The organism is Mesorhizobium sp. USDA 3734 (assembly GCF_056279665.1).
In genome coordinates, this window is the sequence record NZ_JBWCCW010000001.1 from 7,334,237 (window position 1) to 7,359,952 (window position 25,716).

Annotated in this window: 30 protein-coding genes and 1 tRNA gene; 16 read left to right on the plus strand and 15 right to left on the minus strand. The window is 62.9% G+C overall.

The features are described 5' to 3' along the window. Positions 1-113: 113 nt before the first annotated feature. Positions 114-809: a DUF1013 domain-containing protein gene (locus ACZ89F_RS35190; RefSeq protein WP_056586700.1), complete on the plus strand. Its 696-nt coding sequence runs from the start codon at positions 114-116 to the stop codon at positions 807-809. A gap of 65 nt (positions 810-874) precedes the next feature. Here the strand turns inward: ACZ89F_RS35190 and ACZ89F_RS35195 are convergent, their stop codons facing one another. From ACZ89F_RS35195 to ACZ89F_RS35210, 4 genes are all read right to left on the minus strand, one after another. Beyond that, positions 875-1,594: a helix-turn-helix transcriptional regulator gene (locus ACZ89F_RS35195; protein ID WP_091578656.1), complete on the minus strand. Its 720-nt coding sequence runs from the start codon at positions 1,592-1,594 to the stop codon at positions 875-877. A gap of 127 nt (positions 1,595-1,721) precedes the next feature. After that, positions 1,722-2,129 (minus strand): hypothetical protein, encoded by a 408-nt coding sequence (locus ACZ89F_RS35200; protein ID WP_476096791.1) that lies wholly within the window; start codon positions 2,127-2,129, stop codon positions 1,722-1,724. Between the two features lie 74 nt (positions 2,130-2,203). Further along, on the minus strand, positions 2,204-2,794 hold the full coding sequence (locus ACZ89F_RS35205) for a DJ-1/PfpI family protein (RefSeq protein WP_476096792.1): 591 nt from the start codon (positions 2,792-2,794) through the stop codon (positions 2,204-2,206). 83 nt (positions 2,795-2,877) lie between these two features. Continuing rightward, positions 2,878-3,045 (minus strand): hypothetical protein, encoded by a 168-nt coding sequence (locus ACZ89F_RS35210; RefSeq protein ID WP_136618822.1) that lies wholly within the window; start codon positions 3,043-3,045, stop codon positions 2,878-2,880. Positions 3,046-3,353: 308 nt separating this feature from the next. On the opposite strand from ACZ89F_RS35210, the gene ACZ89F_RS35215 reads away from it, so the two are divergent. Together ACZ89F_RS35215 and ACZ89F_RS35220 are read left to right on the plus strand one after the other, a co-directional pair. Beyond that, the gene (locus ACZ89F_RS35215; RefSeq protein WP_476096794.1) at positions 3,354-4,301 is read left to right on the plus strand and encodes a ring-cleaving dioxygenase; all 948 of its coding nucleotides are present in this window, start codon (positions 3,354-3,356) and stop codon (positions 4,299-4,301) included. A gap of 100 nt (positions 4,302-4,401) precedes the next feature. After that, positions 4,402-4,581: a hypothetical protein gene (locus ACZ89F_RS35220; RefSeq protein WP_056586713.1), complete on the plus strand. Its 180-nt coding sequence runs from the start codon at positions 4,402-4,404 to the stop codon at positions 4,579-4,581. A gap of 34 nt (positions 4,582-4,615) precedes the next feature. Here the strand turns inward: ACZ89F_RS35220 and ACZ89F_RS35225 are convergent, their stop codons facing one another. From ACZ89F_RS35225 to tkt, 7 genes are all read right to left on the minus strand, one after another. Next, entirely contained in the window at positions 4,616-5,329 is a 714-nt protein-coding gene (locus ACZ89F_RS35225; protein WP_476096795.1) for an SGNH/GDSL hydrolase family protein, read from the minus strand. A 62-nt stretch (positions 5,330-5,391) separates the two neighbouring features. Beyond that, positions 5,392-6,132, minus strand: a complete 741-nt coding sequence (locus ACZ89F_RS35230; RefSeq protein ID WP_476096797.1) for a DUF899 domain-containing protein — start codon at positions 6,130-6,132, stop codon at positions 5,392-5,394. A 234-nt stretch (positions 6,133-6,366) separates the two neighbouring features. After that, on the minus strand, positions 6,367-7,392 hold the full coding sequence (locus ACZ89F_RS35235; protein ID WP_476096799.1) for a class I fructose-bisphosphate aldolase: 1,026 nt from the start codon (positions 7,390-7,392) through the stop codon (positions 6,367-6,369). A 135-nt stretch (positions 7,393-7,527) separates the two neighbouring features. Then, entirely contained in the window at positions 7,528-8,724 is a 1,197-nt protein-coding gene (locus ACZ89F_RS35240; RefSeq protein WP_476096801.1) for a phosphoglycerate kinase, read from the minus strand. Between the two features lie 146 nt (positions 8,725-8,870). Beyond that, the gene (locus ACZ89F_RS35245; protein ID WP_476096803.1) at positions 8,871-10,760 is read right to left on the minus strand and encodes a potassium/proton antiporter; all 1,890 of its coding nucleotides are present in this window, start codon (positions 10,758-10,760) and stop codon (positions 8,871-8,873) included. A gap of 217 nt (positions 10,761-10,977) precedes the next feature. Continuing rightward, positions 10,978-11,988: a type I glyceraldehyde-3-phosphate dehydrogenase gene (gene gap / locus ACZ89F_RS35250; RefSeq protein WP_476096805.1), complete on the minus strand. Its 1,011-nt coding sequence runs from the start codon at positions 11,986-11,988 to the stop codon at positions 10,978-10,980. 158 nt (positions 11,989-12,146) lie between these two features. Continuing rightward, on the minus strand, positions 12,147-14,138 hold the full coding sequence (gene tkt, locus ACZ89F_RS35255; RefSeq protein ID WP_476096807.1) for a transketolase: 1,992 nt from the start codon (positions 14,136-14,138) through the stop codon (positions 12,147-12,149). Between the two features lie 262 nt (positions 14,139-14,400). On the opposite strand from tkt, the gene ACZ89F_RS35260 reads away from it, so the two are divergent. From ACZ89F_RS35260 to ACZ89F_RS35275, 4 genes are all read left to right on the plus strand, one after another. Then, positions 14,401-14,673, plus strand: a complete 273-nt coding sequence (locus ACZ89F_RS35260; protein ID WP_013529251.1) for a DUF4164 domain-containing protein — start codon at positions 14,401-14,403, stop codon at positions 14,671-14,673. Positions 14,674-14,693: 20 nt separating this feature from the next. Further along, the gene (locus ACZ89F_RS35265; protein ID WP_476096808.1) at positions 14,694-15,059 is read left to right on the plus strand and encodes a cell division protein ZapA; all 366 of its coding nucleotides are present in this window, start codon (positions 14,694-14,696) and stop codon (positions 15,057-15,059) included. 279 nt (positions 15,060-15,338) lie between these two features. Beyond that, on the plus strand, positions 15,339-15,998 hold the full coding sequence (locus tag ACZ89F_RS35270; RefSeq protein ID WP_476096810.1) for a peroxiredoxin: 660 nt from the start codon (positions 15,339-15,341) through the stop codon (positions 15,996-15,998). Between the two features lie 143 nt (positions 15,999-16,141). Continuing rightward, positions 16,142-17,014 (plus strand): MBL fold metallo-hydrolase, encoded by an 873-nt coding sequence (locus tag ACZ89F_RS35275; protein WP_476096811.1) that lies wholly within the window; start codon positions 16,142-16,144, stop codon positions 17,012-17,014. 110 nt (positions 17,015-17,124) lie between these two features. Here ACZ89F_RS35275 and rpoH read toward each other — a convergent pair whose 3' ends face one another. Then, positions 17,125-18,036 (minus strand): RNA polymerase sigma factor RpoH, encoded by a 912-nt coding sequence (gene rpoH, locus ACZ89F_RS35280; RefSeq protein WP_013529255.1) that lies wholly within the window; start codon positions 18,034-18,036, stop codon positions 17,125-17,127. A 190-nt stretch (positions 18,037-18,226) separates the two neighbouring features. Beyond that, positions 18,227-19,276, minus strand: a complete 1,050-nt coding sequence (locus tag ACZ89F_RS35285) for an RluA family pseudouridine synthase (RefSeq protein WP_476096813.1) — start codon at positions 19,274-19,276, stop codon at positions 18,227-18,229. Between the two features lie 26 nt (positions 19,277-19,302). Here ACZ89F_RS35285 and ACZ89F_RS35290 point away from each other — a divergent pair, with 26 nt between their 5' ends. The 3 genes from ACZ89F_RS35290 to ACZ89F_RS35300 all read left to right on the plus strand — a co-directional run bounded on the left by ACZ89F_RS35290 (position 19,303) and on the right by ACZ89F_RS35300 (position 20,314). Beyond that, entirely contained in the window at positions 19,303-19,686 is a 384-nt protein-coding gene (locus ACZ89F_RS35290; protein ID WP_476096814.1) for a fimbrial protein, read from the plus strand. A gap of 55 nt (positions 19,687-19,741) precedes the next feature. Next, the gene (locus ACZ89F_RS35295; RefSeq protein WP_476096815.1) at positions 19,742-20,149 is read left to right on the plus strand and encodes a VOC family protein; all 408 of its coding nucleotides are present in this window, start codon (positions 19,742-19,744) and stop codon (positions 20,147-20,149) included. A 90-nt stretch (positions 20,150-20,239) separates the two neighbouring features. Further along, a tRNA-Glu gene (locus ACZ89F_RS35300) sits at positions 20,240-20,314 on the plus strand. Between the two features lie 345 nt (positions 20,315-20,659). Here the strand turns inward: ACZ89F_RS35300 and ACZ89F_RS35305 are convergent. Next, positions 20,660-20,872, minus strand: a complete 213-nt coding sequence (locus ACZ89F_RS35305) for a hypothetical protein (RefSeq protein WP_476096817.1) — start codon at positions 20,870-20,872, stop codon at positions 20,660-20,662. Between ACZ89F_RS35305 and ACZ89F_RS35310 the strand changes: the two genes are divergently transcribed. From ACZ89F_RS35310 to ACZ89F_RS35325, 4 genes are all read left to right on the plus strand, one after another. Continuing rightward, a complete protein-coding gene (locus tag ACZ89F_RS35310) occupies positions 20,864-21,196 on the plus strand; it encodes a hypothetical protein (protein ID WP_476096818.1) in 333 nt (110 codons plus the stop codon). The two genes, ACZ89F_RS35305 and ACZ89F_RS35310, sit on opposite strands and share 9 nt — an antisense overlap. A 221-nt stretch (positions 21,197-21,417) precedes the next feature. After that, positions 21,418-21,999, plus strand: a complete 582-nt coding sequence (locus ACZ89F_RS35315; protein ID WP_476096820.1) for a VOC family protein — start codon at positions 21,418-21,420, stop codon at positions 21,997-21,999. A 22-nt stretch (positions 22,000-22,021) separates the two neighbouring features. Continuing rightward, a complete protein-coding gene (locus ACZ89F_RS35320; protein WP_476096821.1) occupies positions 22,022-22,885 on the plus strand; it encodes a glutathione S-transferase family protein in 864 nt (287 codons plus the stop codon). 287 nt (positions 22,886-23,172) lie between these two features. Then, on the plus strand, positions 23,173-23,541 hold the full coding sequence (locus tag ACZ89F_RS35325; RefSeq protein ID WP_476096823.1) for a hypothetical protein: 369 nt from the start codon (positions 23,173-23,175) through the stop codon (positions 23,539-23,541). A 51-nt stretch (positions 23,542-23,592) separates the two neighbouring features. Here ACZ89F_RS35325 and ACZ89F_RS35330 read toward each other — a convergent pair whose 3' ends face one another. Beyond that, entirely contained in the window at positions 23,593-23,808 is a 216-nt protein-coding gene (locus ACZ89F_RS35330) for a hypothetical protein (protein ID WP_476096824.1), read from the minus strand. Positions 23,809-24,115: 307 nt separating this feature from the next. Between ACZ89F_RS35330 and ACZ89F_RS35335 the strand changes: the two genes are divergently transcribed. Both ACZ89F_RS35335 and ACZ89F_RS35340 read left to right on the plus strand, forming a co-directional pair. Then, on the plus strand, positions 24,116-25,060 hold the full coding sequence (locus ACZ89F_RS35335) for a DUF2865 domain-containing protein (protein WP_476096825.1): 945 nt from the start codon (positions 24,116-24,118) through the stop codon (positions 25,058-25,060). 101 nt (positions 25,061-25,161) lie between these two features. Then, positions 25,162-25,398: a hypothetical protein gene (locus ACZ89F_RS35340; protein ID WP_476096826.1), complete on the plus strand. Its 237-nt coding sequence runs from the start codon at positions 25,162-25,164 to the stop codon at positions 25,396-25,398. Positions 25,399-25,716: the final 318 nt, after the last annotated feature.

The window sequence follows — 25,716 nt, forward strand, 5'->3', positions numbered from 1 at the left end:
CAAAAACGTTGCGAAACGACCCGAGAGCGGTTATACAGACCGCGAATTTCCCATTTTGGTGGCTCTAAACCACCGCCCGCGCGGGAACGCGGGCGAACGAGAAGGATTTTTAAATGGCCAATACGCTGCTGATGCCCAAGGCGACCGCCGTCTGGCTGGTCGACAACACCGCGCTTTCCTTCGAGCAGATTGCGCAGTTCTGCGGGCTGCATCCGCTCGAGGTCAAGGCGATCGCAGACGGCGAATCGGCGCAAGGCATCAAGGGCATGGACCCGATCATGACCGGCCAGCTGACCCGCGACGAGATCGCGCGTGCCGAAAAGGATTCGAACCAGCGCCTGAAGCTTTCGGACCCCAAGGTGCGGGTGCCCGAATCCAAGCGCAAGGGGCCGCGCTACACGCCGCTGTCGAAGCGTCAGGACCGGCCGAACGCGATTCTCTGGCTGGTGCGCAACCATCCCGAACTCAAGGACGCGCAGATCTCGCGCCTCGTCGGCACCACCAAGTCGACGATCGAGCAGATCCGAGAGCGCAAACACTGGAACTCAGCCAATCTGCAGCCGATGGACCCGGTGACGCTGGGCCTTTCTTCGCAGATCGACCTCGACATGGAAGTCAACCGCGCCTCGCGCGGTCGCGAACAGGCGCAGCCGGTCGGTGACACGCTGCTGCCGGCGGCCCTGACCGAGCGGCTGGTGCCGGCTCCCGAGAAGCCAAAGGACGAAGATGCCGAACTCGACGCCAACGCCGTGTTCGCCAAGCTCTCGGCCTTGAAGTCGAAGAACACGGACAATGACGACGACGAGTGAGATTGTCCGGCATTCCAAGAAAAAAGCCCGCTTCGAGCGGGCTTTTTTGTGGGGTGCGTCAGGTCTCAGGTCCGCGCGGCGCGATCCGGCGCCATGCCATAATCCTCGCTGCGCTCCACTGCCCGGTAGAAGTCGGCAAGCTGCTTGCCGCGCTCCGGCTTGAAGATGCGGCCGGCGATGACCACGGAGGCGATGCGATCGATGCGGAAGGCGCGAAAGTCATCGCGCATCTCGCACCAGGCGACCAGCGTCCACACCTTGCCCCAGAACCACAGGCCAAGCGGTCGGATATCGCGGGCGGTGCCGCGGCCGGCCTCGTCGGAGTAGTCGATGGTCAGCACCTGGCGCTTTTCGACCGCGCGCTCGATCAGGTCGATGGCCTCGCGCGCGGCGTCGCTGACCACCCACATCGGCGTGTGGATCTCGGTACGGGCGATACGGTCTTTTTCGGCGTCGGGCAGCACGGCGCCGATCTTGACCAGCGCCTCGTCGGCGGCGCGCGCCATGGCGGCACCGCCAAAGGCGCGCACCATGCGGGCACCAGCGACCAGCGCGACGATTTCGTCACGCGTGAACATCAGCGGCGGAAGGTCGAAACCCTCCCTCATCATGTAACCAACACCAGCCTCGCCGTCGATCGGCACGCCGGTCGACTGCAGGTCGGCGATATCGCGGTAGATGGTTCGCTCGGAAACCTCGAGCCACGTGCCGAGCTTCTGTGCGGTGACCAGGCGGCCACCACGCAGATGCTGCACGATCTGGAAGAGCCTGTCGGCGCGGCGCATCGTATGGTCCCTCGGCGTTGTTCATATGCAGGCCACCCAAAACCGCAGAACACTTTTGGGCGGCGCGCATCGTGTTTTTGCGCATGTCGTTATCCCAAAACAGCGGAACGCTTTTGGGTGGCATGCATCATGGTTTCAGCCCTTCGCGCTTGCGCTGCGCGGCAACGAACTCCGTGCCGAAGGACAGTTTTCTCGTGGTCGGCGTCTTCGTGTCGAGCACGCGCCAGAAGGGTGCCACGTCGCTCAACGCCATGCCGCGCTCGAGATCCTCGTTGGCGGCCTCCGCAACAGTGCGCAGATGGTAGCCGATCGTGACCGGGCATGTCACTTCGGCGCCGTGCTCGATGGCAAGTGCGGTACGCAGCGCACGCACATCCATCTCGACACCTTCCGGAATCGAGCGGATGAAATCATCGACCTGACGCGCTGTCGGCACCAGCATCGGCTGACCCTCGATGACATCGGCCATCGTGCGGGGCGTCGGCTTCACACCGTTGATGCCTGGCGTGTTCAGTCTGTCGTTCCAACTCTTCATCGATCGTCCTTTCGACCGCCGATGCACAGTGTCCGAGGCTTGCATCATTGCACGCCCCTCCTGACAGCATGCTGTCAGGAGGCTTCAGCATATTCCTTGGCGAACAGCGTCCGCATCTGCGCGAGATCACTGCCTCTTTCGGGATAGAGCGCCTTCAGAAAGGCAAGCGCGAAGGTGCCTGGCGCCGAACCGGGCGCGGAAACAATTTTGCCGTCAGCCACGGCATGCGGCACATCCTGGTAGTTGCTGTCGCCGGCATAGCTGGCTTCATGACCGTTGATCCAGTCGCGGCCATTGCTGGTGTGTCTGGCTTTCTCGAACAGGCCGGCGCGGGCCAGCGCCAGCGTGCCGGCGCAGATGCCACCGACCACGCCGCCGCGCGATGCAACAGCGTTGAGCAGATCGGCGACATCCGGCGGTGCCTTACCTGCCCACTCGTCGGAGCCGATGACGGCGATGGCGTCGAGATCGGTATTTTTATTAGCTTCTGCCGGGCGATCGGGCGTCAGCCGGAAACCGCTGATGCCGGTCACCGGCTTGCCATCAGGCGTCAGCGACACGGCGCGGGCGCCGAACCATTCAACCGCCGAGGCCGCCAGCAGCCCATATTCCCAGTCGGCAAAGCCCTCGATGAAAAGAAAACCGATTGTCTTCTGTTCAGGCATAAGCTCGCTCCATCCCTCGCGCGCCGCACTTGTTATCTGGGCGTTGACGCGCCCATATCCAACCGCCGCATCGAAATTTCCTCTCAATTGCCGCGAAGGCGACGGTCGGCATACATGTCCGGCCAGCCGATATCCTTGCGAATGTCCGCCGGCAGCGAGTTCATGAACCGCTGGGTGCGGATCTCGTTGCGTATCGTGCGGATCTTGCCGACATAGTGCTGTACGCCGCGCAGAATGGTGGAACCGTTCATGGCTAGTCTCCTCTCTCTGATGGAGACACTATCGCACACCCCTCCTGACAGCAGTCTGTCAGGAGGATGGCAGGGCGCGTGACAATAATTCGGACCGGTGCGCCCCGCAGGAAAAGCACCCGCTTTTGCCGCATCAGACGTGCCCGGGGCAGGCTTGTGGATGCCGATTGTTCACCGCAGCGACCCCTGATCAAGGCTCCGTTGTTCATCCTCCAGCGACGGACTGTCGGAATACGTGGCCTTCAGCAAGGTGGCCGCAGTTCTGATATGGAGAGAGAAAATTCTTCCCCAAAACCAGGGAGACGACCATGAGCCTGCAACTGACAGGAATCCATCACCTGACCGCCATCACCGCCAATGCGCCGGGAAATCTTCACTTCTATACGAAGGTGCTGGGCCTCCGGCTGGTCAAGAAGACGGTGAACCAGGACGACACCTCGGCCTACCACCTCTTCTATGCCGACGGCGAAGCCACGCCGGGCACCGACCTCACCTTCTTCGACTGGCCGGTCGGACGTGAGCGGCGCGGCACCCATAGCATCGCGCGGACCAGCCTCAGGGTCGGCAGTCAGGAGAGCCTTGCCTGGTGGAAGCGGCACTTGGCAGACGAAGGCATTGTGACAGGAGAGATCGCCGACATCGGCGGCTACCCCAGTCTGGATTTCGAAGACCCCGAAGGCCAGCGCCTGCGGCTCGTCAGCGACGGCGGCAAGGGCCACAGCCATCCCTGGGCGCAAAGCCCGGTGCCGGCAGAGCATCAGATTCGCGGGCTCGGGCCGATCGTCATCAGCGTCCCCGACATCACCAACACCGAGGCGGTGGTGACCAAGGTGATGAACATGCGCAAGGCCCGCGACTATGCCTCGCCGGAGGGTCAGGTTCATGTCTTCGAAATGGGCGAGGGCGGGCCGGCGGCGGAGTTGCATGTGTTGGTGCAGCCCGGGCTGGCGCCGGCACGGCAAGGCGCGGGTGCGGTTCATCATGTCGCCTTCAGGGCGCCGGACCAGGAGACGCTGCATCAATGGACGGCGCGGCTGGCCGAGTTCCGGCTGCCGTCGAGCGGCGAGGTCGAGCGCTATTACTTCCGCTCGCTCTATTTCCGCGAGCCGAACGGCATCCTGTTCGAGATCGCTACCGACGGGCCGGGGTTTACCGCCGACGAGCCGCTGGAAACGCTGGGTGAAAGCCTGGCCCTGCCGCCATTCCTCGAGCCGAAGCGCGCTTCGATCGAGGCCGGCCTCAAGCCGCTGAAGTAGATCGCGCGCCGGTCAAAGGCAGGGGCCGCGTTTCCGGTTCGGGATCGCGGCGCCTGTTCTTTCTCAGGCAATAAAGGACGCGCTTTGACAGCCGGCCGCGTTGCTGGTCAAAGGCGGCATGTCGAAACTCCTCGCGCTCGTGATTGTTGGCATCATGGTCATCCAATTGATCAAGCCGCTCGGCTGGCCGGGGCTGAAACGGCGTAGCGACTTCTGGAAGCTGGCGCTGCTGGCGATGGCCGCGATTTCGATAACAGCCGTGCTTGGACATTGGACATAGGCCAGCACTCGGCAACGCGGCTCGTGTCGGCCCTCTAATTGGCTAGCACCAGGTCGACGAGATGCTCGGCCCAGGCCCGGTAACCCGCTTCCGAGGCATGAAAGCCGTCGGAGGCGAAGCCGGCCTCGGGATTGGTGATCGGCAGGCGCGGTGCGGGTACCGCGCCGCGCTCCAGGCAAAGGCGTTCACCCATCCGATTCATTTCGGTGGCGCGGATTTCGAGGATTTTGCCGAGCAGCGGCGGCATCGCCGGCGCCCGCGTGAACTCCAGCACCGGCGACCACACCACGCGCGCTTCCGGCCATTTGGCGCGCAGGCCATAGAGCAGCCCGCCGAACTCCTTCTTGAAGCGCGGCACGGAGTGAAAATTCTTGGTGTCGTTGGTGCCGATGGCCAGCACGATATGCGTCCACGGATCGGCCGACAGATTGGGCAGGACATGGTCGCGGATCTGGCCCGACGTCGCCGAATTGAAGCCGGCGGCACGCCAGCGCACGGCACGGCCGGTACTTTGTGAAATCAGCACCGCGAGTTGCGCGGCAAGCCCATCTTCCGAATTGCCGATGCCGACCGAAGCGGCGGAGGAATCGCCCAGCACCAGGAGCGAGATCGCTGGCGCCTTGCCTGATATTTCGTGCATGACCGGCCCCTGCGCCGGCAGCATGCGGGTGGTGCGGCGTCGCACGCCGAGGCCCTGCCAGATATAGACAGGGAAGGCGAGCCAGGTGAGGAGGGCCGGGAGGCGCATGACGATACCGTTAAACGATCAGCGGCAGGCTTAGCGCATGTTTGGGCTGACGTGAACGATCTTCAATCGCAGCAACTCGCCTGCGCTACCTGTCTGTCCTGATATTCATCGTGCAGGCGCACCCAGTCCATCAGGCCGTGATAGGGGCCGGTCTCGTTGCGGCCCTTCGGCGTCATGTCGAGATAGTCATACGTGCCGATCAGCGCCTCGCCGCCACGGGCGCGCGACAGGAAGGTGAGGAAGAGGTCGCCGGCCTCGTCCCTGTAGAAAACACTGGTGCCGGGAAGCTCCTTCGATGTCCTGGGACGGGTCTCGAAATTGTACGTGGTATCGCCGGCGGCGATCTGCCTGTCGGTGAAGGAAACCTGCATGTCGAAGTTGAAATCCGAGGCATAGGACGACACCCAGTCGAACTTCCAGCCCATGCGCTGCTTGTAGGGCAGAAGTTCCGCCAGCGGCGCGCGCGAAACCACGACCAGCGACACGTCGTGATGCCTGAGATGCTGATTGGCGCCGTCGATATGGTCGGCAAGGAATGAGCAGCCTTCGCAGTGATGGCTGCACCCAGGCCCGAACATGAAGTGATAGACGATCAACTGGCTGTTGCCGGCAAACAGGTCGGTCAGTTTCTTCGGCCCTTGCTCGGTCTCGAAGACATAGTCCTTCCTGATCTTCAACCACGGCAGTTCACGCCGCTCAGCCGCGATCCGCTCGCGAAGCCGCGTCAGTTCCTTCTCGCGGGCCAGGTGTGCCTTGTGCGCCTGGAACCACTCTTCGCGCGAAACGATCTTGTTGCGATGCATGAACCTCTCCCTGTCTGTCATCCCCAAGGACGTTCGGGACGGGCGCAAACCGACATCGCCGGCTGTTTGTTTGAGCATGATGTTTTCCGAAAACCGGATTCCGCTTTTCGGGATCATGCTTCAGCGCCGCAAAGGAGATAAGGACGTGGAGGCTCCGTCCCAAGCCTGGCAAAGCCGCAAACGAAAAACCCGGGCGCATCGGCCCGGGTTCGAAGGGGGAAGAAAGAACTGTGATCAGGCGGCTTGTTCCAGGCTCGCCTTCCATTTTCCAAGCGCCGCCAGATGGTTCATGTGAGCGCGATGGGTGAAGGCGGCCTGGCCGGCGGCGACGTTCGAGGCCTTGCCGCTCCAGGCTTTCTGTGGTGCGGCCTGCAGCGCGCGGCCGTAGGAGAAGGTCAGCTTCCACGGATGCGGGCCGATGGCGTTGATGGCGTTGAGATTGGCCGTCGCCTCCTCGTCCTCCTGGCCGCCGGAGAGGAAGGCGATGCCCGGCACTGCTGCCGGTACGGTCTCGCGAAACAGTTTTATGGTCTTTTCCGCGACCTCTTCCGGGCTGCTCACCTTGCCCGATTTCTTCCCGGCCAGCACCATGTTGGGCTTCAGGATGGTGCCTTCCAGCACGACGCGCGCCGCATGGAGCTCGTCATAGAGCTTGATCAGCGTTGCCTTCGAGATGTCGTAGCAGGTGTCGATGTCGTGGGCGCCGTCCATCAGCACTTCCGGCTCGACGATCGGCACGATGCCGGCCTCCTGGCAAAGGGCCGCATAGCGGGCAAGCGCATGGGCGTTCGAGCCTATCGAATTGGCCGAAGGCACGCCCTTGGCCTGGTCAATGTCGATCACCGCGCGCCATTTGGCGAAGCGGGCGCCGAGCTTGTAGTAGTCGGCAAGGCGCTCGCGCAGGCCGTCGAGGCCCTCGGTGATGGTGTCGCCGGGAAAGCCGGCCAAGGGCTTGGCGCCGGCATCGACCTTGATGCCGGGGATGGCGCCGGCCGCCTTGATGATGTCGACCAGCGGCGTGCCGTCGGCGGCCTTCTGGCGGATCGTTTCGTCGTAGAGGATGACGCCGGAAATGTAGCGGGTCATCGCTTCCCTGGCGCGGAACATCATCTCGCGGTAGTCGCGGCGGCTGTCGGCGGTCGATTCAACGCCAATGACGTCGAAGCGCTTCTTGATGGTGCCGGAACTTTCGTCGGCGGCCAGCAGGCCCTTGCCATCGGCGACGATCGCGGCGGCAATGTCTTCGAGACGTTCGCTCATTGTTGCTTCTCCTGAAGGGGTTCGTTCCGCGCTTAACGGAAGTCTACCGCCAAAGGAATGGCCTCGGAAAGCTCGAATCGATTGAAAGCCTCGGGCGCCCTTGTTCGCTCTCCGAGTGTTGATCGCCCCAGAGCCTCACCGCTTCAGCACATCGACGCCGGGCAGCGGCTTGCCTTCCATCCACTCCAAGAAAGCGCCGCCGGCGGTCGAGACATAGGTGAAGTCGTCGGCGACGCCGGCATGGTTGAGCGCCGCCACCGTGTCGCCGCCGCCGGCGACCGAGACCAGCTTGCCTTCCTTGGTGCGCGCCGCCGCGTGCTTGGCCGCCGCCACCGTCGCATGGTCGAAGGGCGCGATCTCGAAGGCGCCGAGCGGGCCGTTCCAGACCAGCGTCGCGGCGCGGTCGATCCATTCGCCGATGGTCGTCACGGTTCTGGCGCCGACATCGAGGATCATGCCGTCGGCCGGCACGTCCGATATGGCGACGGTCTCGCAGGCCGCGCCCGCCTTGAATTCCTTGGCGACGACCCCGTCGACCGGCAGGATGATGGCGCAGCCGGCCTCTGCCGCCTCAATCATGATCTGCTTGGCGGTTGCGGCCAGGTCATGCTCGCACAGCGATTTGCCGACATCGGTGCCGCGCGCGGCGAGGAAGGTGTTGGCCATGCCGCCACCGATGACGAGTGCATCGACTTTCTTCACCAGGTTCATCAGCAGGTCGATCTTGGTCGAGACCTTGGCGCCGCCAACAATGGCGACTACCGGACGGACCGGTTTTCCCAGACCCTTCTCCAGCGCTTCGAGTTCGGCCTGCATGGTGCGGCCGGCAAAGGCCGGCAACAGATGCGCCAGCCCCTCGGTCGACGAATGGGCGCGGTGCGCGGCGGAAAAGGCGTCGTTGACGAAGATGTCGCCATTGGCGGCGAGCTTTTCGGTGAAGGCCGGATCGTTCTTTTCCTCGGCTTTGTAGAAGCGGGTGTTTTCGAGCAGCAGCACGTCGCCCTTGTTCATGGCGGCGATGGCGCTTCCCGCCGTATCGCCGACGCAATCGCTGGCAAAACTAACGGGGCGGCCGAGCACCTCAGCCGTCGCTTTGGCGATCGGCTCCAGCGAAAACTCGGCCGAAGGGCCATCCTTCGGTCGGCCGAAATGCGCAAGCAGGATGACCTTGGCGCCCTTTTTGGACAGTTCGGCGATGGTCGGCGCAATGCGTTCGATGCGGGTGGCGTCGGTGACCTTGCCGTCAGCGACGGGAACGTTGAGGTCGACGCGCACCAGCACGCGCTTGCCGCTGATGTTGCCGATATCGTCGAGAGTCTTGAAGGCGGCCATGCGGGTTCCTTTTCGCGAAAAATCGCCGGGAACATACCCCGCGCCAACGATGATGCAAGGCTTAGGCCGGATTCGAAACGAAATTTTGAAGTTGGCACGATTCTGTGCCGACGGCGGATGAAGGGCAGCACCCACAATGGAAGCCGTCAGTTTTCGGTTGCTGCCTTTTCCGGCGCGGGCTCCGGGGCCGATTTCTCGTCCGCCTGCGACTCCGCCAATTGCGTTTCAGTCGGCTTGCGCCAGTTGCGGATGAAGGCGGAGACACGGTCGCCGATCTCGCCGGCACTGAGGAAAACCGGCACCCGCGCCACCGGCGCCGTCGGCTCGAAGGAAAGGCCGAGGCCGGTGATCTTACCCTTGTCGTCGACGTCGCGGACGATCAGCTCGATCGGGCCGAGCAGCACGCGATCGGCATATTCGGCATGGCCGCCGAGTCGCCCCGTGACCAGCGCGCCGACGGTCAGCTTTTGCTCCGCTTCGGTCAGGCCCGGCGTATAGGCCGCTTCCAGTTCGGCAGCGGAGCGCGCGGGGTCGACGGCGAAAGCCCCGAAGAAATCCGCATCTTCGGGATCGACCACGGCGCGGCTGGCGAACAGCTTGTCGAGCAGGCGCGGATAGCGATCCGGCACGAAGATGTAGACCTGGTCGCCGGCTGCGAGCCGGCCCATGTCCTGGAAGCGCATCGAGCGGCCGTCGCGCAGCACCAGCGAGGGTCGTGCCCAGCGCGGGATGCGCTCGCCGCGCGCCACCGGGCTGCCGTGTGCGACGCGATAGGCAAGAAGCTCGTGATGGGCCGAGCCCGGCAGTTCCAGCTCGACCTTGTCCAACGGGCCAAGCCGCGCCGGCACGATGAGGCCGAGGCGGCGCGCCAGCGGTCCAACCGTCCAGCCCTGGATGACCAACGACACCAGAACGATGATGAAGGCGGTGTTGAAGATGACACGGCCGTTTTCCAGCCCGCCAAGCAGCGGGGTGATGGCGAGCAGGATCGACACCGCGCCGCGCAAGCCCACCCAGGAGACGAAGGCGACTTCGGGGCGTGGCAGACGGAACGGAATCAGGCAGAGCCAGACGGCGATCGGGCGGGCGATGAACATCAGGAACAGGCCGAGCGCTACCGCCGGTACCATGATCGCCGGAAACTGCGACGGCGTCGCGAACAGGCCGAGGATGAGGAACATGATGATCTGCGCCAGCCACGACATGCCGTCCTGGAAGCGCTTGAGGATGGTGACGGCGCGGATGTCGGAATTGCCGGCGATGAGGCCGGCGATATAGACCGCCAGGAAGCCCGAGCCACCAATGGCGCCGGCGGCGGCAAACACCATCAGCGACAAGGTCAGCACGAAGATCGGCAGCAGGCCGTGGTCGAGGTTGAGCCGGTCGACGAGGCGCACGATGGCGAGGCCGCCGAGCACGCCGATGACGGCGCCGAGGCCCATGTTGAGGAGGAAGCCGAGGAACAGGCTGGTGACCAGGACATTGGTCTCCGGGTTGGCGTGGGCGGCGATGATCTCGACCAGCGTGATGGTCAGGAAGATGGCGATCGGGTCGTTGGTGCCGGATTCCACCTCAAGCGTCGAACGCACCCGTTCGCGCAGGTTGATCTCGCCGGCACGCAGCAGGAAGAACACGGCCGCGGCATCGGTGGAGGCGACGGCGGCACCGAGCAGGAAGGATTCCAGCCAGGTGAGGTCAAGCAGATAGTGGGCGGCGGCGCCGAACAGGCCGGTGGTCAGAAGCACGCCGAAGGTCGCCAGCGATAGAGCCGGGCCCGCCGCCTGCCGCAAGGCGTTGAGCGGCGTGCCGAAACCGGAATCGAACAGGATGACGGCCAGCGCCAGTGAGCCGGCAAAATAGGCGATGCGGGCGTTGTCGAACTGGATGCCGAGGCCGTCGGTGCCGCTGGCGAGGCCAATGCAGAGAAACAGGAGCAGAAGAGGGGCGCCGAAGCGGAAGGCGATCAGGCTCGAAAACGCGGCGGCGACGACAAGCGCTGTGCCGACCAGCGTGACGAGATAGATCGCATGCTCCATCCTGAAATCAGCCCCTCAAATTCGTCTGTCTCCTGCTTTACGAGAGAGTGGGGCGAAGACGTGACCAGTGCAAGGCGGCAGGGTGGCTTTTTGACCTATGCCGCTGATTTTCGGATGTTTTGGCGCTCAGGACACAAATCGGCAAGGCGCAAGCCGCCCTTATGAAAAACGCCCGGACAAAGCCGGGCGTTCCAGGTCTCGAAAAGAGAGCTTGCGATCAGGCGATGGTCTTGCCGAAGGCGACCGCGGTATCGCCCATGCGGTTGGAAAAACCCCACTCATTGTCGTACCAGGACAGCACCGAAACGAAGTTGCCGTCCATCACCTTGGTCTGGTCGAGCGCCATGATCGAGGACCGCGGATCGTGATTGAAGTCGATCGAGACGTTCGGATGATGGGTGACGCCGAGGATGCCCTTGAGCTTGCCGTTGGACGCGGCGATCACCGCGTCGTTGATTTCCTGCACGGTCGTTGCACGCTTGGCGATGAACTTGAAGTCGACGACCGAGACGTTCGGGGTCGGCACGCGGATCGAGATGCCGTCGAGCTTGCCCTTGAGGTCGGGCAGCACCAGGCCGATCGCCTTGGCGGCACCGGTCGAGGTCGGAATCTGCGACAGGGCGGCGGCACGGGCGCGGTAGAGATCCTTGTGCATGGTGTCCAGCGTCGGCTGGTCGCCGGTGTAGGAATGGATCGTCGTCATCATGCCCTTTTCGATGCCGACCGTCTCGTGCAGCACGGCAGCCAGCGGCGCCAGGCAGTTGGTGGTGCAGGAGGCGTTCGAGATGACGATATGGTCCTTGGTCAGCTGGTCGTGGTTGATGCCGTAGACCACGGTGAGGTCAGCGCCTTCGGCCGGGGCCGAGACGATGACGCGCTTGGCACCGGCGGTCAGGTGCGCGGCTGCCTTGTCACGGGCGGTGAAGATGCCGGTGCATTCGAGCGCGATGTCGATGCCGAGTTCCTTCCACGGCAGCTGCGTCGGATCCTTGATCGCGGTGACCTTGAACGTTTCCTTGCCGACGGTGATCTGGTCGCCCGACACCGAGACTTCATGCGGGAAGCGGCCGTGCACGCTGTCATAGCGCAAGAGATGTGCATTGGTCTCGACAGGGCCGAGGTCGTTGACGGCGACGACGTCAATGTCCCTGCGGCCGGATTCATGGATGGCGCGCAGGATGTTGCGGCCGATGCGGCCGAATCCGTTGATGGCAACTCTGACGGTCATTTTTCTCTCCCTGGGAGCTGTAGGGCTGACGATGGGTCCGCGGTTTCATAGCGGCGGAAGCGGAAAGAATCCAGCCGCAGCGAGGTGGATTTAAATCGATTAGGTTGGGCCAGCCCGGTGAAACCGTTTTCGCGATTTCGCCGGGCTGGCCCAGAATCTTACTTGGCGTGCAGGCGTGCTTCCGCCGCCTTGGCCGCCGCCTCGGCGGTGATGCCGAAATGCGGATAGAGCTGTTCGATGGTGCCCGAGGCGCCGAAGCCGGTCATGCCGATGAAGATGCCGTCGGAGCCGATCAGATGATCCCAGCCCTGGCGGATACCTGCCTCGATCGCCATCTTGATCGGCGCGTTGCCGATCGTCTTCTTGCGGTAGTCGGCGCTTTGCTGGTCGAACAGTTCGAAGCAAGGCACCGAGACGACGCGGGTGGGGTGGCCGTGCTTTTCCAGCAGGTCGCGGGCGCCGAGCGCGATCTCGACCTCGGAGCCGGTGGCGAAAATCGTCACCGCCGCCTCGCCGCTGGCGGCGGCCAGCTCATAGGCGCCCTGGCTGCTCAGGTTCTTCGCCGAGAATTCGGTGCGCACCGTCGGCAGGTTCTGGCGGGTCAGCGCCAAGGTCGACGGCGTCTTTTCCGACTCGAGGGCGATCTGCCAGCATTCGGCGGTTTCCACCGCGTCGGCCGGGCGGAAGACATTGTGGTTGGGAATGGCGCGCAGTGCCGCCATGTGCTCGACCGGCTGGTGGGTCGGGCCGTCTTCGCCCAGACCGATGGAATCATGGGTCATGACGAAGATCGAGCGGATGCCCATCAGGGAGGCCAGCCGCATCGAGGGACGGGCATAGTCGGAGAAGCACATGAAGGTGCCGCCATAGGCGATGAGGCCGCCATGCAGCGTCAGGCCGTTGATCGCGGCGGCCATGCCGTGCTCGCGGATGCCGTAGTGGACATAGCGCTGGCCATAGTCGTCAGGCGTGATGTTCTTGGTCTGGCTGGTCTTGGTGTTGTTGGAGCCGGTCAGGTCGGCGGAACCGCCGATGGTCTCGGGCACGGCGCCGTTGATGACTTCCAGCGCCATCTCGGACGACTTGCGCGTGGCGACCTTCGGCTTGTCGACGCTGAGCTTCTTCTTGTAGTCAGCAATGACGGCATCGAAATTCGATGGCAGCTTGCCGGCAAGGCGGCGCTCGAACTCGGCCTTCAGCTTGGCGTCGGCCTTGGCCAGGCGGCCTTCCCAGTCGGTGCGTGCCTTGACGCCGGCCTTGCCGGCGGTGCGCCAGGCGTCGAGGATGTCGGCCGGGATCTCGAAGGGCGGCGAATCCCAGTTGAAGAACTTGCGTGCGCCGGCGATCTCGTCGGCGCCGAGCGGCGAACCGTGCGCCTTGTTGGTGCCGGCCTTGGTCGGCGCGCCGAAGCCGATGGTCGTCTTGCAGGCGATCATCGTCGGCTTGTCGGAATGGCGAGCAGCTTCGATGGCATAGGCTATGGCTTCCGGATCGGTGCCGTCGATGTGGCTGGCATTCCAGCCGGAGGCCTGGAAGCGGGCGACCTGATCGGTGTTGTCGGACAGCGAGACCGGACCGTCGATCGAGATGTTGTTGTTGTCCCAGAAGACGATCAGCTTGTTGAGCTTGAGGTGGCCGGCAAGCGCGATGGCTTCCTGGGACACACCTTCCATCAGGCAGCCGTCGCCGGCCAACACATAGGTGTAGTGATCGACGAGGTCATTGCCGAAAGTGGCGTTCATGATGCGCTCGCCAAGCGCGAAGCCGACCGAGTTGGCGAGGCCCTGGCCGAGCGGGCCGGTCGTCGTCTCGATGCCGGTGGCATGGCCGTATTCTGGATGGCCGGCGGTCTTCGAGCCCAACTGGCGGAAGTGCTTGATCTGGTCGATGGTCATGTCTTCGTAACCGGTCAGATGCAGCAGCGAATAGAGCAGCATCGAGCCATGGCCGGCCGACAGGATGAAGCGGTCGCGGTCGGCCCAGTGCGGGGCCTTGGGATCATATTTCAGGAAGCGCGTGAACAGCACCGTGGCGATGTCGGCGCAGCCCATGGGCAGGCCGGGATGGCCGGAATTTGCCTTCTCGACGGCATCCATGGAGAGAAAGCGGATCGCATTGGCCATCCGGTCATGTTGTTCACGCGACGTCATGGTTCCTCCAGAAGTGGGGGTTTGGGGGCTTGGGAGAGCCCTTGAAAAGGGTGCGCGACACATAGCAGGCGCGCGCTTTTAGTCAACAAATCGGGTGCACATTTGCCGGTCTTGTGATGCCGGCGGCGGGTCTACATTAGCGTTAGCAGGGGACAGTCGCGAGAGCTTTGTTGACGTTGCCTTCACCCGGTGCCTAATGTTTCCCGGATAACGCGTTCTGAACGCGAACGATTCGGTGATGGGCAGGGCACAGGACGAAGCCATGACCGGGGAAGCCACACTCAAGGAAGTCATCGCCAGGCTGGGCAAGGCCATCGAGGGGCTGGAAAACGCCGTCGCGGCCAAGCTTGAGCATGAGCGCGATTACTCGGAAGCCGAGGCCGAAGTGCAGCGGATGAATGCCGATCGCTCCCGGCTGGCGCAGGAACTCGACAATTCCGAAGCGCGCGCCGAACGGCTGGAAGACGCCAACAAGGAAGTGTCGCGACGGCTGGTGACCGCCATGGAAACCATCCGCGCTGTGTTGGACAGGTAGGGGGCTGGACAGGTAGGCTCATGGCTCAAGTCACGGTTTCCATCGACGGCAAACAGTATCGGATGGCCTGCGACGAAGGTCAGGAAGACCATCTGATCGACCTTGCCGAACGTTTCGACCGCTATGTCTCGCATCTGAAGGACTCTTTTGGCGAGATTGGGGACCAGCGGCTGACAGTGATGGCCGGCATCATGGTGATGGACGAGCTTTCGGAGCTGCAGAAGCGCGTCAAGGGCATGGAAAGCGAAGTGCTGACCTTGCGCAAGACGCGCGACGATGCATTGACCAAGGCCGACAAGAACGACAGCGTGCTGACCAACGCGCTTGGCGCGCTGGCACAGCGCATGGAAGACCTGGCGTCGACGCTCGCGGTCAACAAGGCCTGAAGCGGGCGGCCCTTCGCTCGGCCAAAAGGCTTTCCCTCGCTTTTGGCTCGACCGCAGCATAAAAATGCTCGCTCTGTCGCCGACAAGAGTTTCATATTATCTCGCGGTCGCGATTTTTGCGCTAAGATGCGGCGATGCCGGAGCGTGGATACCTTGATGGCGGCATGGTTTGCCGCCCCTCGCTCTAACTCTTTAGTTCTGACGCAATTCCGGACGGAAAACCGTCTTACACTTTTCCTGGAATTGCTCTGACGGAATCTGTTGCAGGGGAGATGTGCCATGAGCCTTCGTATCAACGACATTGCGCCGGACTTCAGCGCCGAGACCACGCAAGGGACGATCCAATTCCATGAATGGATCGGTGACGGCTGGGCGATCCTGTTCAGCCACCCGAAGAATTTCACGCCGGTCTGCACGACCGAGCTTGGCACGATGGCCGGGCTGGAAGGCGAGTTCAAGAAGCGCAACGTCAAGATCATCGGTATTTCCGTCGATCCGGTCGCGAGCCACGACAAGTGGCAGGCCGACATCAAGACGGCGACCGGCCACACGGTGAACTACCCGCTGATCGGCGACAAGGACCTCAAGGTCGCCAAGCTCTATGACATGCTGCCGGGCGGCGCCGGCGAAACGTCGGAGGGCCGCACGCCCGCCGACAACGCCACGGTGCGCTCGGTCTACGTCATCGGACCCGACAAGAAGATCAAGCTGGTGCTGACCTACCCGATGACCACGGGCCGTAACTTCGACGAGATCCTGCGGGCGGTCGATTCCATGCAGCTCACCGCTAAGCATCAGGTGGCGACGCCGGCAAACTGGAAGCAGGGCGAAGACGTCATCATCACCGCCGCCGTCTCCAACGAGGATGCGATCAAGCGCTTCGGCGCCTACGAGACCATCCTGCCGTATCTGCGGAAGACCAAGCAGCCATCTGCCTGACCGCTCCTCGGAACAGTTTTTGGCTTTCCCGTCGCCGCGAGCGAAATGATACTTGACTGGCTCATCCGAGCGGACAACCATGCTCCTCTCGGGTGTCGCCAGAGAAAATCATTCCTGACGACCGAGAGTTGGGGAAGCCGAAATTGGACGTAGCTTTGGCCAGACCGCAGGTCAGCGGCTTCTATGACAAGCCGACCGGGGCCATTCAGTACGTCGTCGCCGACCAGGCGACGAAACGCTGCGCCATCATAGATCCGATCCTCGATTTCGACGAGAAATCCGGCGCCACGGCAACGACGAATGCCGATGTCCTGCTCGACTTCATCCGGGAAAACGGGTTGGAGCTGGAGTGGATCCTCGATACCCATCCGCATGCCGACCATTTCTCGGCGGCGCATTATCTGAGAGAGAAGACCGGCGCGCCGACAGCGATCGGCGACAGGGTCGTCGACGTCCAGAAACTGTGGAAGGCAATCTACAACTGGCCCGATTTTCCCGCCGACGGTTCGCAGTGGGACAGGCTGTTTGCGGAAGGCGAAATCTTCCAGGTCGGCACCCTTCCGGTCAAGGTGCTGTTCTCGCCCGGCCACACGCTGGCCTCGATCACCTATGTGGTCGGCGATGCCGCCTTCGTCCACGACACGCTGTTCATGCCCGACAGCGGCACGGCGAGGGCGGACTTTCCCGGTGGCAGTGCCGCGCGGCTCTGGTGCTCGATCCAGGACATCCTGGCGCTGCCGGACGAGACGCGCCTCTTCGTCGGCCATGACTATCAGGCCGGCGGCCGCGAGCCCTTGTGGGAAAGCACGGTCGCCACACAGAAGGCGACCAACACCCATCTCGTCGCCGCCCGCAGCGAGGCCGAGTTCGTCGCCTTGCGCGAGGCGCGCGACAGGACGCTGCCGATGCCGCGGCTGATCCTGCATGCGCTGCAGGTCAACATGAACGGCGGCAGGCTGCCGGAACCCGAGGCGAATGGCCGGCGGTACCTGAAGTTTCCGCTGGATGGGCTGTGACGCATCGCGCCAAGCCAGCAATCAAGCTCTCCCAATCGGACCCGACGGGCATAAAAAAAGGCGGCGTCAGTTTCCTGACACCGCCTTGATGTTCATTGCCGATACCGGCTTCACGCCGCGGGCTGTGCCTCGATGGTGCGCAGCGCCTGGGTCTGACGCTTGGCGGCGGCCTTGACCGCGTCCTGCACCTTCTCGAAGGCGCGCACCTCGATCTGGCGCACGCGCTCGCGGCTGATGTCGAACTCGGACGACAGCTCTTCCAGCGTCAACGGTTCCTCGGCGAGGCGACGGGCCTCGAAGATGCGCCGCTCGCGCTCGTTGAGCACGGCAAGAGCGCCCGACAGCATGCCGCGCCGGTTTTCCAGCTCGTCCTGTTCGATCAGCATCTCTTCCTGGCTTTCATGGTCATCGACCAGCCAGTCCTGCCATTCGCCGGATTCGCCTTCGCTCGCCCGGATCGGGGCGTTGAGCGAGGCGTCGCCGGACAGGCGGCGGTTCATCGACACCACTTCGGCTTCGGAAACGTTCAGCCTCGTGGCGATCTCGGCGATCTGGTCGGGCTTCAAGTCGCCGTCGTCCAACGCCTGAATCTTGCCCTTCACCTTGCGCAGGTTGAAGAACAGGCGCTTCTGGTTGGCGGTCGTGCCCATCTTGACCAGGCTCCACGAGCGCAGGATGTACTCCTGGATCGAGGCCTTGATCCACCACATGGCGTAGGTCGCGAGGCGGAAGCCGCGCTCGGGTTCGAATTTCTTGACGGCCTGCATCAGGCCGACATTGCCTTCCGAGATCACTTCGCCGATCGGCAGGCCATAGCCGCGATAGCCCATGGCGATCTTGGCGACGAGCCTGAGGTGGCTGGTGACTAGCTTGTGCGCAGCGGAGGTGTCTTCATGCTCGGCGTAACGCTTGGCGAGCATGTACTCTTCCTGCGGCTGCAGCATGGGAAAGCGACGGATTTCTTCCAGGTAGCGGCTGAGGCCGCCTTCGCCGGAAACGATACTGGGTAATGACTGGGCCATGATAGCGCCCCCTCTCTATTAGAGTGATGCCCCCGAAACGCGGCGGGCATGTGACGCGAGCACCAAAAGGCTCGCCCGCGACATCGGATCTTATACAGGAACAAAACCAGAAAAGACAGGCATTTGTTCAACACGAAACAGTGTGTCACGCTGAAGTGAACAATGCCGCTCAGGTTTTTCTGTGGCTGGTTCAGAGCTTGCGGAAACCGCCTACGAGTTCCTCCATGTCCCCCGGTATAGGCGCTTCGAACCTCATCGTTAGATGGGTAGTGGGGTGGCGAAATGCAAGGAGCCAGGCATGCAAAGCTTGCCGGGAAAATGCCTTGACCTGACTTTTCAGCGGTTCGGGCAGCCGGTTGGCCTTGGTGCGGAAGGCCTGGCCATAATCGGGGTCGCCGATCACCGGATGGCCGATATGCGCCATGTGGACACGGATCTGGTGCGTGCGGCCGGTTTCCAGCCGGCATTCGACCAGGCTGGCGGTGGCGAATTCCTGTTGGTTCTCGCCGAAGCGCTCCTGCACGGCGAAGTGGGTGACCGCATGGCGGGCGTCGTCGCGTCCTTCCGGCACCACGGCACGACGCACGCGGTCGGCGGCGCGGCCGAGCGGCGCATCGACCCTTCCGGTCGGCCTCTGCGGTATGCCCCAGACCAGCGCCAGATAGGCGCGTTCGAGATCGCCGGTCAGGCCGTGATCGGCGAAGGCTTCGGACAGCGACTTGTGGGCGCGGTCGGTCTTGGCGACCACCATGACGCCGCCGGTCTCCTTGTCGAGGCGGTGCACGATGCCCGGCCGGCGCACGCCGCCGATGCCGGAAAGGCTGTCGCCGCAATGGTGGATCAGCGCATTGACCAGCGTGCCGGTCCAGTTGCCGGCGCCGGGATGCACGACAAGCCCCGCCGGCTTGTTGATGACGATCAGCTCGTCATCCTCATAGAGCACATCGAGCGCGATGTTCTCGCCCTGTGGCGCCGGCGGCTCGGGCTCCGGCATGACCACCGAGACGCTTTCGCCCGGCGTCATCTTCCGCTTGGTCTCGTCGACCGGCTTGCCGTTGACCGAGACCGCGCCCTGCCTGATCAGCATCTGGACGCGGCTGCGCGACATGTCCGGGCCGAGGCTCGCCGCCAGCCACTGGTCGAGACGCAGGCCGGCCGCATCCGCGCCTGCCACCAGCACGGCGGGCTGCATGAACTGGTCCTCTATCAATTCGGGGGCCTCTTCGCTATGAGCGCTCATTGAAAAACCGTTCCGGATTATTTGCCATGGCCAGCCCAATTGCCGAGGAAGACCAGGAAAAGCCGCTCGACCCTGAGATCGACAAGGTACGCGGCAAGCTCATCCGCTTCATGGCCATCAATCTCGGCCTGCTTTTGCTGGCTCTTATGGTGGTGATCGCGGCGATTGTCTACAAATCCCGCAAGGCATCTCCCGAGAGCCCGCCACTGGCCGGAGACATCCAGACACCCGCCGGCGAACCGGTCAGCGGCGATATCGTGCTGCCGGTCGGCGCCAAGGTGATCAGCCAGTCGCTGTCCGGCAATCGACTCTCCATCGATGCCGAGCTTGCCGACGGCAGCCGCACGATCTTCGTCTACGATATCGCAGAGCGCCGCCTGATCGGCCGTTTTGCTATCCGCAACAAATGAGCGGTCGGCAACAATGCAACAAACAAGTTTGCCGCAGAATGAGCAAGCCTGAGGCATGACCGGGTTCGCCGAACATCGCCGTGTCGCGACCGTTGCCCTGGTCGTCGCCAGCTATGACGAGGCGATTGCCTGGTATGTTGAGCGGCTGGGTTTCCTGCTCGCCGAGGATGTCGATCTCGGCGGCGGCAAGCGCTGGGTCACGGTGGCGCCGGCCAACGGTCAAGGTGCCAGGCTGCTGCTGGCCGAGGCTTCCGACGAGGCACAAAGCAAAAGCATCGGCAACCAGACCGGCGGGCGTGTCTTCCTGTTCCTCGAAACCGACGACTTTGCCCGCGACCATGCAGCGATGCTGGAGAAGGGCGTCGAATTCCGCGAAGCACCGCGCTTCGAGCCCTACGGCACGGTGGCCGTTTTCGCCGATCTGCATGGCAATCTCTGGGACCTGATCGAGCCGAAACGCTAGGCCTGCAGCCGACCTTTCCCTGACAAGGTAAAGCGGCCGAACCCCAGTTGCTTTTTCCCAGCGCTCAGCCTATATCGCCGGTTCTTGAACGCGCCCATCGTCTAGCGGTCAGGACACCGCCCTCTCACGGCGGGAACAGGGGTTCGATTCCCCTTGGGCGTACCAAGCTTTCAAGTACTGAGCTTGAAGCCAGCTGAGATCGTCAAATAAGCATCCGCGCTCGGTGGCGGACGGATGCTCGCGCCGACGTGTCTAAGCCAGACATAGAGACGGCTGCTGGCTAGCCAGCCGCGGCGCCATCGTCGGGGTACTCTCCAACCAACATTGGTAAGGCGCTCGCCCCAGGCTTCCGCGATCACACCATAGGCTAACGCGGTCACACCGTTCACAATACAACTACAAGCGGTCGATTCCTTCAGGGATGTAGCCACTCCAAAAGCCCGCCGCAGGTCGCTCCTGTGGCGGGCTTTTCATTGATCAGGGACCAGGTTTTCGGGCCATGGCGCGGCGTCAGCGCCCCTTCTTCGCCTTCGGCGTGATCTCTTCGATCTGCGCCTTAACTCCGTCCTGGACCATCGCCTGTTCAAGCGCGCCTCTGCTTCTACCTTGCTCCTGGTGGCGAGCACCGTGCGCCAGTGCGGCCTCGGGCGTACCAAGGATTGTCCGCCAGATGTGATACTTGCGCGGCACGGCATGTTGCAGCAAGCTGGCGGCATGAAACAACTGGCCTTGGCCCTCCTCGTCTCCGTGTCCCTGATTGCCCAGTGTGGCCCGTCCTTCTCCAAGGACAGGAAGATCACCGGCACCATTCGAGGTTTCGAATGCGGCGACAATTGCTACCTGACCCTTGTCGACAGCAAGAAGGCCGAGCAAGTCGGCCTGTGTTCCGCGCCCGAGTGCGAAAGCTGGAACGAGCAAACCGTGATGCCCTCCCGCTACAAGGGAAAACGCGTGACGGTTACGGTCGGTCGAGGACAGCAGGTCGATGACAGCGGTAACGTCATGGGAGAGATGATGTCTTTCACAAAGATCAGATTTCTCGACTAGCGTGCCGGGATTGGAGGCAATTCGCTTTCGGTTCCAGACCGCGAATCTCCTAGGTCTCCCTCAATCGCCCGATCCTGTCGCGTTCGGGGACTTCTGGCGCTGCGGGGCCGATTGCATTAGCATCGCGTCATGGGTCCTGAGGCACGGCTCCAGCGGCGCGCAGAACGCCGGGTGTTGGGCGGATCCGGACGGGCAGTTGATGCCACGGGGGAGGGAGACCAATGCAGAAACTGCAATCGCAGGGCGTTCATCACATCACGCTGGTCGGCGCTGGGCGCCAGACCTCAATCGATTTCTGGGAAGGCGTGCTCGGCATGCCATTCATCTTCGAGCAGCCCAATCTCGACAAGCCCAGGGAAAGCCACCTCTATTTCGATCCGGGCGACGGCCGGCTGATCACCATCTTCACCGACGAGAGCCGCACGCCGGAGAAACGACGCACGCCGACCGATCCGGGTTGTGTCCACCACATCGCCTTTTCGGTGTCGCGCGTCACCTTCCTGCAGGCGGTCGCCCGGCTCGACGGGCGCGCCATCAAGCACAGCGGCGTGAAGGATCGCGGCTTCATGGATTCGATTTATTTCGAGGATCCGCTCGGCCTGCTGATCGAACTGGCGTCCTACCGCTTCGAGCCGCCGGTGGGCTTCACCCATGCCGACGTGCTGATGGAAGCGCACAAGATCCGTGTCGCGCGCGGCGACTACAATATAGCGGAAGTGCATCTCGCCGATGCGATCCAGGCGCTTGTCGAGCGGTCCCGCGCAACCTTGTCGGACGACCGGGCACCGAAGAACCCATACTGAACAGACCAGAGGGAGGAACAAGATGGCCAAGACAGCGACGAAGAGTGCTAGGAAACCAGCGGCCAAGGCAGCCGCCAAGCCGGCGGCGAAAGCTGCGGCAAAGCCGGCGGCCAAGGCAGCTGCAAAGTCCGCCGCGAAGGCGACGGCAAAAGCCGCGCCCAAGGCCAAGGCGAAACCGGCGAAGAAACCGGGCGTGAAGCTCAGCATGCTGAAGCCCAGCGTCAACAACATGACTGTCCGGGTGTTCGCGCGCGCGGCCGGGCTGGATGCCGCCGAGACCGATGCCTGGGGCCACACCCGCTCGCCGGAATTCATGGCGCGAAATCCCGCCCATTTGACGCCGATGATCGAGGACAAGGGCCTTCCCAGGGGTGTGTTGTGGGAAAGCTGCGCCATCATGCAATACCTCTCCAACAAGCATGGGCTGGAGAAATTCTATCCGAAGGCGCCGGCCAAGCGGGCGATGATCGACAGCGCCATGTTCTATCTGGTCGGTACGCTCTACCCCTATGTCGCGCGCGCCACCTATCCGTTCCTCGGCTTTCCGCAATATGCCGGTGAGGTCGGCCACAGCGACGCCCACCCCGACAAGAAGTCCGAAGCCCAGAAGGCAGCGATGGCCGCGATCGCCGAGCCGCTGGAGGTCTTCCACAGCTTCTTCAGGGACGGCAAGCCGTTCATCGGCGGCAAGCACCCGTCCATTGCCGATATCCGCCTGGCAGCGACGCTCGAATTCCTCGCCGTCATCGACTATCCTCTGCCCAAATGGGCGAAGGACTATGTGGCAGCGGTCGAGAAGAAGCTCGGCAAGGCCTATAGCGAGCCGGCCGGCGACGTGCGCGGCTACATCGCCCATGTGAAGTCGCAGGCCAAGGCCTCAGCTTAAGGATTCGTTAACCAAAGCCCTGTCTACTGGAGGCAATTCGCCTTCGGCCCGCGACCACGGATGTACTGGCGCAGAACGTCGTAGCGATAGGAAAGGTCGGCGCAATGCCGGCCTTTTTGCTTTTTTGAACGCCATCGCCGGGTGATCGGGCCACGCAGGCCTCGTCCAGTGTCGCTTTTTTGGCGTCAACTTTTGTCGAGAGATATTGTCATTGCCGGCGTTGGCCCTACCATCCATTTCGGCAGTCCGGCATGGATTGTCGGTCAGGCGCGTGATGAGGGCTGGCGATGAAAAGCGTTGCGAGGCGGGTTGCGGTTGCGGGCGTGATGCTGGCGGGCGCCGTTCATCTTTCAAATGCGGCTGAACTCAACACCATGAACGATGTCGGGGCCGCCATCCAGGCATGCTGGACGCCGCCGGCGGACGCCGGGACCGCCAGCGTCACCTTGAGCTTCAGCTTCAAGCGGGACGGCACGCTGATCGGCCCACCGAGGCCGACAGCCATCAAGGTGGATGGCGATGCCAAGGCGAAAAAATCGTTTGTAGACGCCGCGACGACGGCTTTGCAGAATTGCCTGCCCCTGACCTTCTCAGCGAAGCTGGCGCAAGGGATCGCCGGCAACGTGTTCACGCTGCAATTCGCTTCTCCCAAATAGTCAACGAGCGGCGCAAGCCGCATTTCCAAGATGCGCTCGGCGGTGCACGACTCAGTGGTGACTGCGCCTCGCCTTGGCATGCCGGGCAAGATCGGGCGTCTCGAAGACGTAGTCGTTCCAGGCCGATTCCGGAACCTGGCCGGCCAGATAGCATTCCAGCAACAGGCTTTGCTCGGGGTTGAGAGGCCTTGGCGTGCGCTCGTGATCCAGCCCCAGCGAGTGAAACAGGTTTCTTGTCAGGTCGGAGACAGTGAAGTGGATCGACATCTGCGTTCTCCTTTGGCCAGTCAACGCCGAAGAGCGGGCAAAGGTTTCAAAAGCACCTCGGATTGATTCCGGCCCGTTGCGCCGCGGCTCTCGGCGATCGTGGGGCTTGCCACGTTGTTTTAGGGTTCGTCTCAATCTTGAAATAAAAATGTAATATCGAATTTACAGGAGGCGACCTAATACACTGGGTAAAAGTCTCTTCAGTTTGAAAATCTTCTAAAAGTTAGACGTTACTCATTTAGTCGAAACTTGCCGAAGTCAAGGACTGTAATTCCAGGTTCTCCGCAACAAGGACCAAGTCGTTCCGATGACCCGTTTCTGGCCTCTCATGATGATCGCGCTGATATCGCTGGCGGCGGTTTTGTTCGGTACGCTTTCGTCCTACGCGGACAGCTGCGGCGCGATCAGAAGCCAGTTGCTTTCGGCTGGCCGCAGCGGCGGGGCGAGCCCGGAGCTTGGCCAGTTGCGCCGGCAACTTGCCGCCATCCAGACTATCGAGAGACAGCGCCAGTGCACGGCGAAAAGTTCGCTGGGTGGCCTGTTCAACGCTTGCGCCGACCTCGCCAGGAGCCGCACGGATGTGCAGCGCCGGATCGCTGCCGCGGTGAATTCGGGCCGGGACACATCGGGCCTGCAGGCGCGCTTCGTCGCACTTGGCTGCGCGCCTTCGGCAAAGCAACGATCGGCGCGCGCCGCGCCCGGCACCCAATCGACAGGGGCCACGCTCGGCGGCAATGCGATGCTGTTTTGCGTGCGCCTGTCGGACGGGTATTTCTTCCCGGCGCCAAAGTCGCAGTTCGCCGCCAGCGGCGATCTGAAGGAGACGGCCGACCAATGCCGTTACATCTGCGATGATCCCAGCGTCGACCTCTACACGTTGAGCGACGCCAGCCTCGAAACCGACCAGATGGTCGCGCTCGATACGCGAAAGCCCTATACCGAGCTGCCGGCGGCCTTCAGATACCGCGATGACAAGAATTTCAAGGCATGCGACGTCAAGCGCTACTACCAGCGGGTCACCGAACTGCGCGCCAGGACGGTGACGCCCGCCGACATGAGCAACGCCATCATTCCGCTGCCGACGGTAAAGCCGAATCTTGGCATCCCGGATCCTGGTACCCCGGATCTTGGCACCGTTGCAGCCGTTCCGGCGCCCGATGCCGAAGCTCCGGGCGCTGCCCAGCACCAGTCGATCGTGGCCAGCAAGCGGGCGGTGCGCGTGGTCGGCCCGGCCTTCTTTCCTGCCGACTGACCACCATTGGCGGAAGACCGCCTGCCGCAAGCCTGTTGTGATCCGGCTGGAACAGAGAGGCGCTCACGGCGTTGTGATCGACATCAGCCAGGAGAAACGCCATGGCCACGTTCAGGGAAATGCGGGTGCTGGAGATCGTCGAAGACGGCTCCCTGACCGCCGAACAGAAAATCGCCGAACTGCGCGAGATTGAATCCGAGGCGCGCGGGCTGCAGCGGGCTGCCTCGGAGAGCCCGATGGGCGATGATGATGGCTGGCAGGACGATCTGCGTCAGGTTCGTCTCGCACTCGACAAGCTCGGTGCGAAAGAGCCGAAAAAGGGCGCCGCCTCGCTGTGAACGCACGCTCATCGAAAGCTATTTGCCAATCGTTTCTTTGAGCGTGAATCTCTGGACAAACGGTTTCCGTTTGTCCGAGAAAACCGCTTCCCTTCTCAGGAATCCAGCTCTAGTCGCAGACCATGCGAGCCCTCTTGCCGGGTTCGCTGATGTTCTTGCATGTGAGCGGTTTCGCCGGGGCAGACAGGGACGCTGACGCGGGTAACCTCGTCTGGTGCCTTCTGGGCGCGGCATGCGTCATGACCCTGCGCTCTGAAAACCGCCTCGGCGGCTGTGGCGCCACCGGAAAGGCGCCGTTTTCGACCTCGGATGGCCCAT

Coding starts and splice junctions, on each gene's coding strand:
- ACZ89F_RS35260 (WP_013529251.1), top strand. CDS start 14,401: ATGACCGGGGAAGCCACACTCAAGGAAGTCATCGCCAGGCTGGGCAAG.
- ACZ89F_RS35205 (WP_476096792.1), bottom strand. CDS start 2,794: ATGCCTGAACAGAAGACAATCGGTTTTCTTTTCATCGAGGGCTTTGCC.
- ACZ89F_RS35230 (WP_476096797.1), bottom strand. CDS start 6,132: ATGCATCGCAACAAGATCGTTTCGCGCGAAGAGTGGTTCCAGGCGCAC.
- ACZ89F_RS35310 (WP_476096818.1), top strand. CDS start 20,864: ATGAAACAACTGGCCTTGGCCCTCCTCGTCTCCGTGTCCCTGATTGCC.
- ACZ89F_RS35290 (WP_476096814.1), top strand. CDS start 19,303: ATGGCCAGCCCAATTGCCGAGGAAGACCAGGAAAAGCCGCTCGACCCT.
- ACZ89F_RS35215 (WP_476096794.1), top strand. CDS start 3,354: ATGAGCCTGCAACTGACAGGAATCCATCACCTGACCGCCATCACCGCC.
- ACZ89F_RS35240 (WP_476096801.1), bottom strand. CDS start 8,724: ATGGCCGCCTTCAAGACTCTCGACGATATCGGCAACATCAGCGGCAAG.
- ACZ89F_RS35315 (WP_476096820.1), top strand. CDS start 21,418: ATGCAGAAACTGCAATCGCAGGGCGTTCATCACATCACGCTGGTCGGC.
- ACZ89F_RS35325 (WP_476096823.1), top strand. CDS start 23,173: ATGAAAAGCGTTGCGAGGCGGGTTGCGGTTGCGGGCGTGATGCTGGCG.
- ACZ89F_RS35210 (WP_136618822.1), bottom strand. CDS start 3,045: ATGAACGGTTCCACCATTCTGCGCGGCGTACAGCACTATGTCGGCAAG.
- ACZ89F_RS35225 (WP_476096795.1), bottom strand. CDS start 5,329: ATGCGCCTCCCGGCCCTCCTCACCTGGCTCGCCTTCCCTGTCTATATC.
- ACZ89F_RS35200 (WP_476096791.1), bottom strand. CDS start 2,129: ATGAAGAGTTGGAACGACAGACTGAACACGCCAGGCATCAACGGTGTG.
- ACZ89F_RS35190 (WP_056586700.1), top strand. CDS start 114: ATGGCCAATACGCTGCTGATGCCCAAGGCGACCGCCGTCTGGCTGGTC.
- ACZ89F_RS35270 (WP_476096810.1), top strand. CDS start 15,339: ATGAGCCTTCGTATCAACGACATTGCGCCGGACTTCAGCGCCGAGACC.
- ACZ89F_RS35235 (WP_476096799.1), bottom strand. CDS start 7,392: ATGAGCGAACGTCTCGAAGACATTGCCGCCGCGATCGTCGCCGATGGC.
- ACZ89F_RS35335 (WP_476096825.1), top strand. CDS start 24,116: ATGACCCGTTTCTGGCCTCTCATGATGATCGCGCTGATATCGCTGGCG.
- ACZ89F_RS35245 (WP_476096803.1), bottom strand. CDS start 10,760: ATGGAGCATGCGATCTATCTCGTCACGCTGGTCGGCACAGCGCTTGTC.
- ACZ89F_RS35265 (WP_476096808.1), top strand. CDS start 14,694: ATGGCTCAAGTCACGGTTTCCATCGACGGCAAACAGTATCGGATGGCC.
- tkt (WP_476096807.1), bottom strand. CDS start 14,138: ATGACGTCGCGTGAACAACATGACCGGATGGCCAATGCGATCCGCTTT.
- ACZ89F_RS35285 (WP_476096813.1), bottom strand. CDS start 19,276: ATGAGCGCTCATAGCGAAGAGGCCCCCGAATTGATAGAGGACCAGTTC.
- ACZ89F_RS35330 (WP_476096824.1), bottom strand. CDS start 23,808: ATGTCGATCCACTTCACTGTCTCCGACCTGACAAGAAACCTGTTTCAC.
- ACZ89F_RS35320 (WP_476096821.1), top strand. CDS start 22,022: ATGGCCAAGACAGCGACGAAGAGTGCTAGGAAACCAGCGGCCAAGGCA.
- gap (WP_476096805.1), bottom strand. CDS start 11,988: ATGACCGTCAGAGTTGCCATCAACGGATTCGGCCGCATCGGCCGCAAC.
- ACZ89F_RS35340 (WP_476096826.1), top strand. CDS start 25,162: ATGGCCACGTTCAGGGAAATGCGGGTGCTGGAGATCGTCGAAGACGGC.
- ACZ89F_RS35295 (WP_476096815.1), top strand. CDS start 19,742: ATGACCGGGTTCGCCGAACATCGCCGTGTCGCGACCGTTGCCCTGGTC.
- ACZ89F_RS35195 (WP_091578656.1), bottom strand. CDS start 1,594: ATGCGCCGCGCCGACAGGCTCTTCCAGATCGTGCAGCATCTGCGTGGT.
- rpoH (WP_013529255.1), bottom strand. CDS start 18,036: ATGGCCCAGTCATTACCCAGTATCGTTTCCGGCGAAGGCGGCCTCAGC.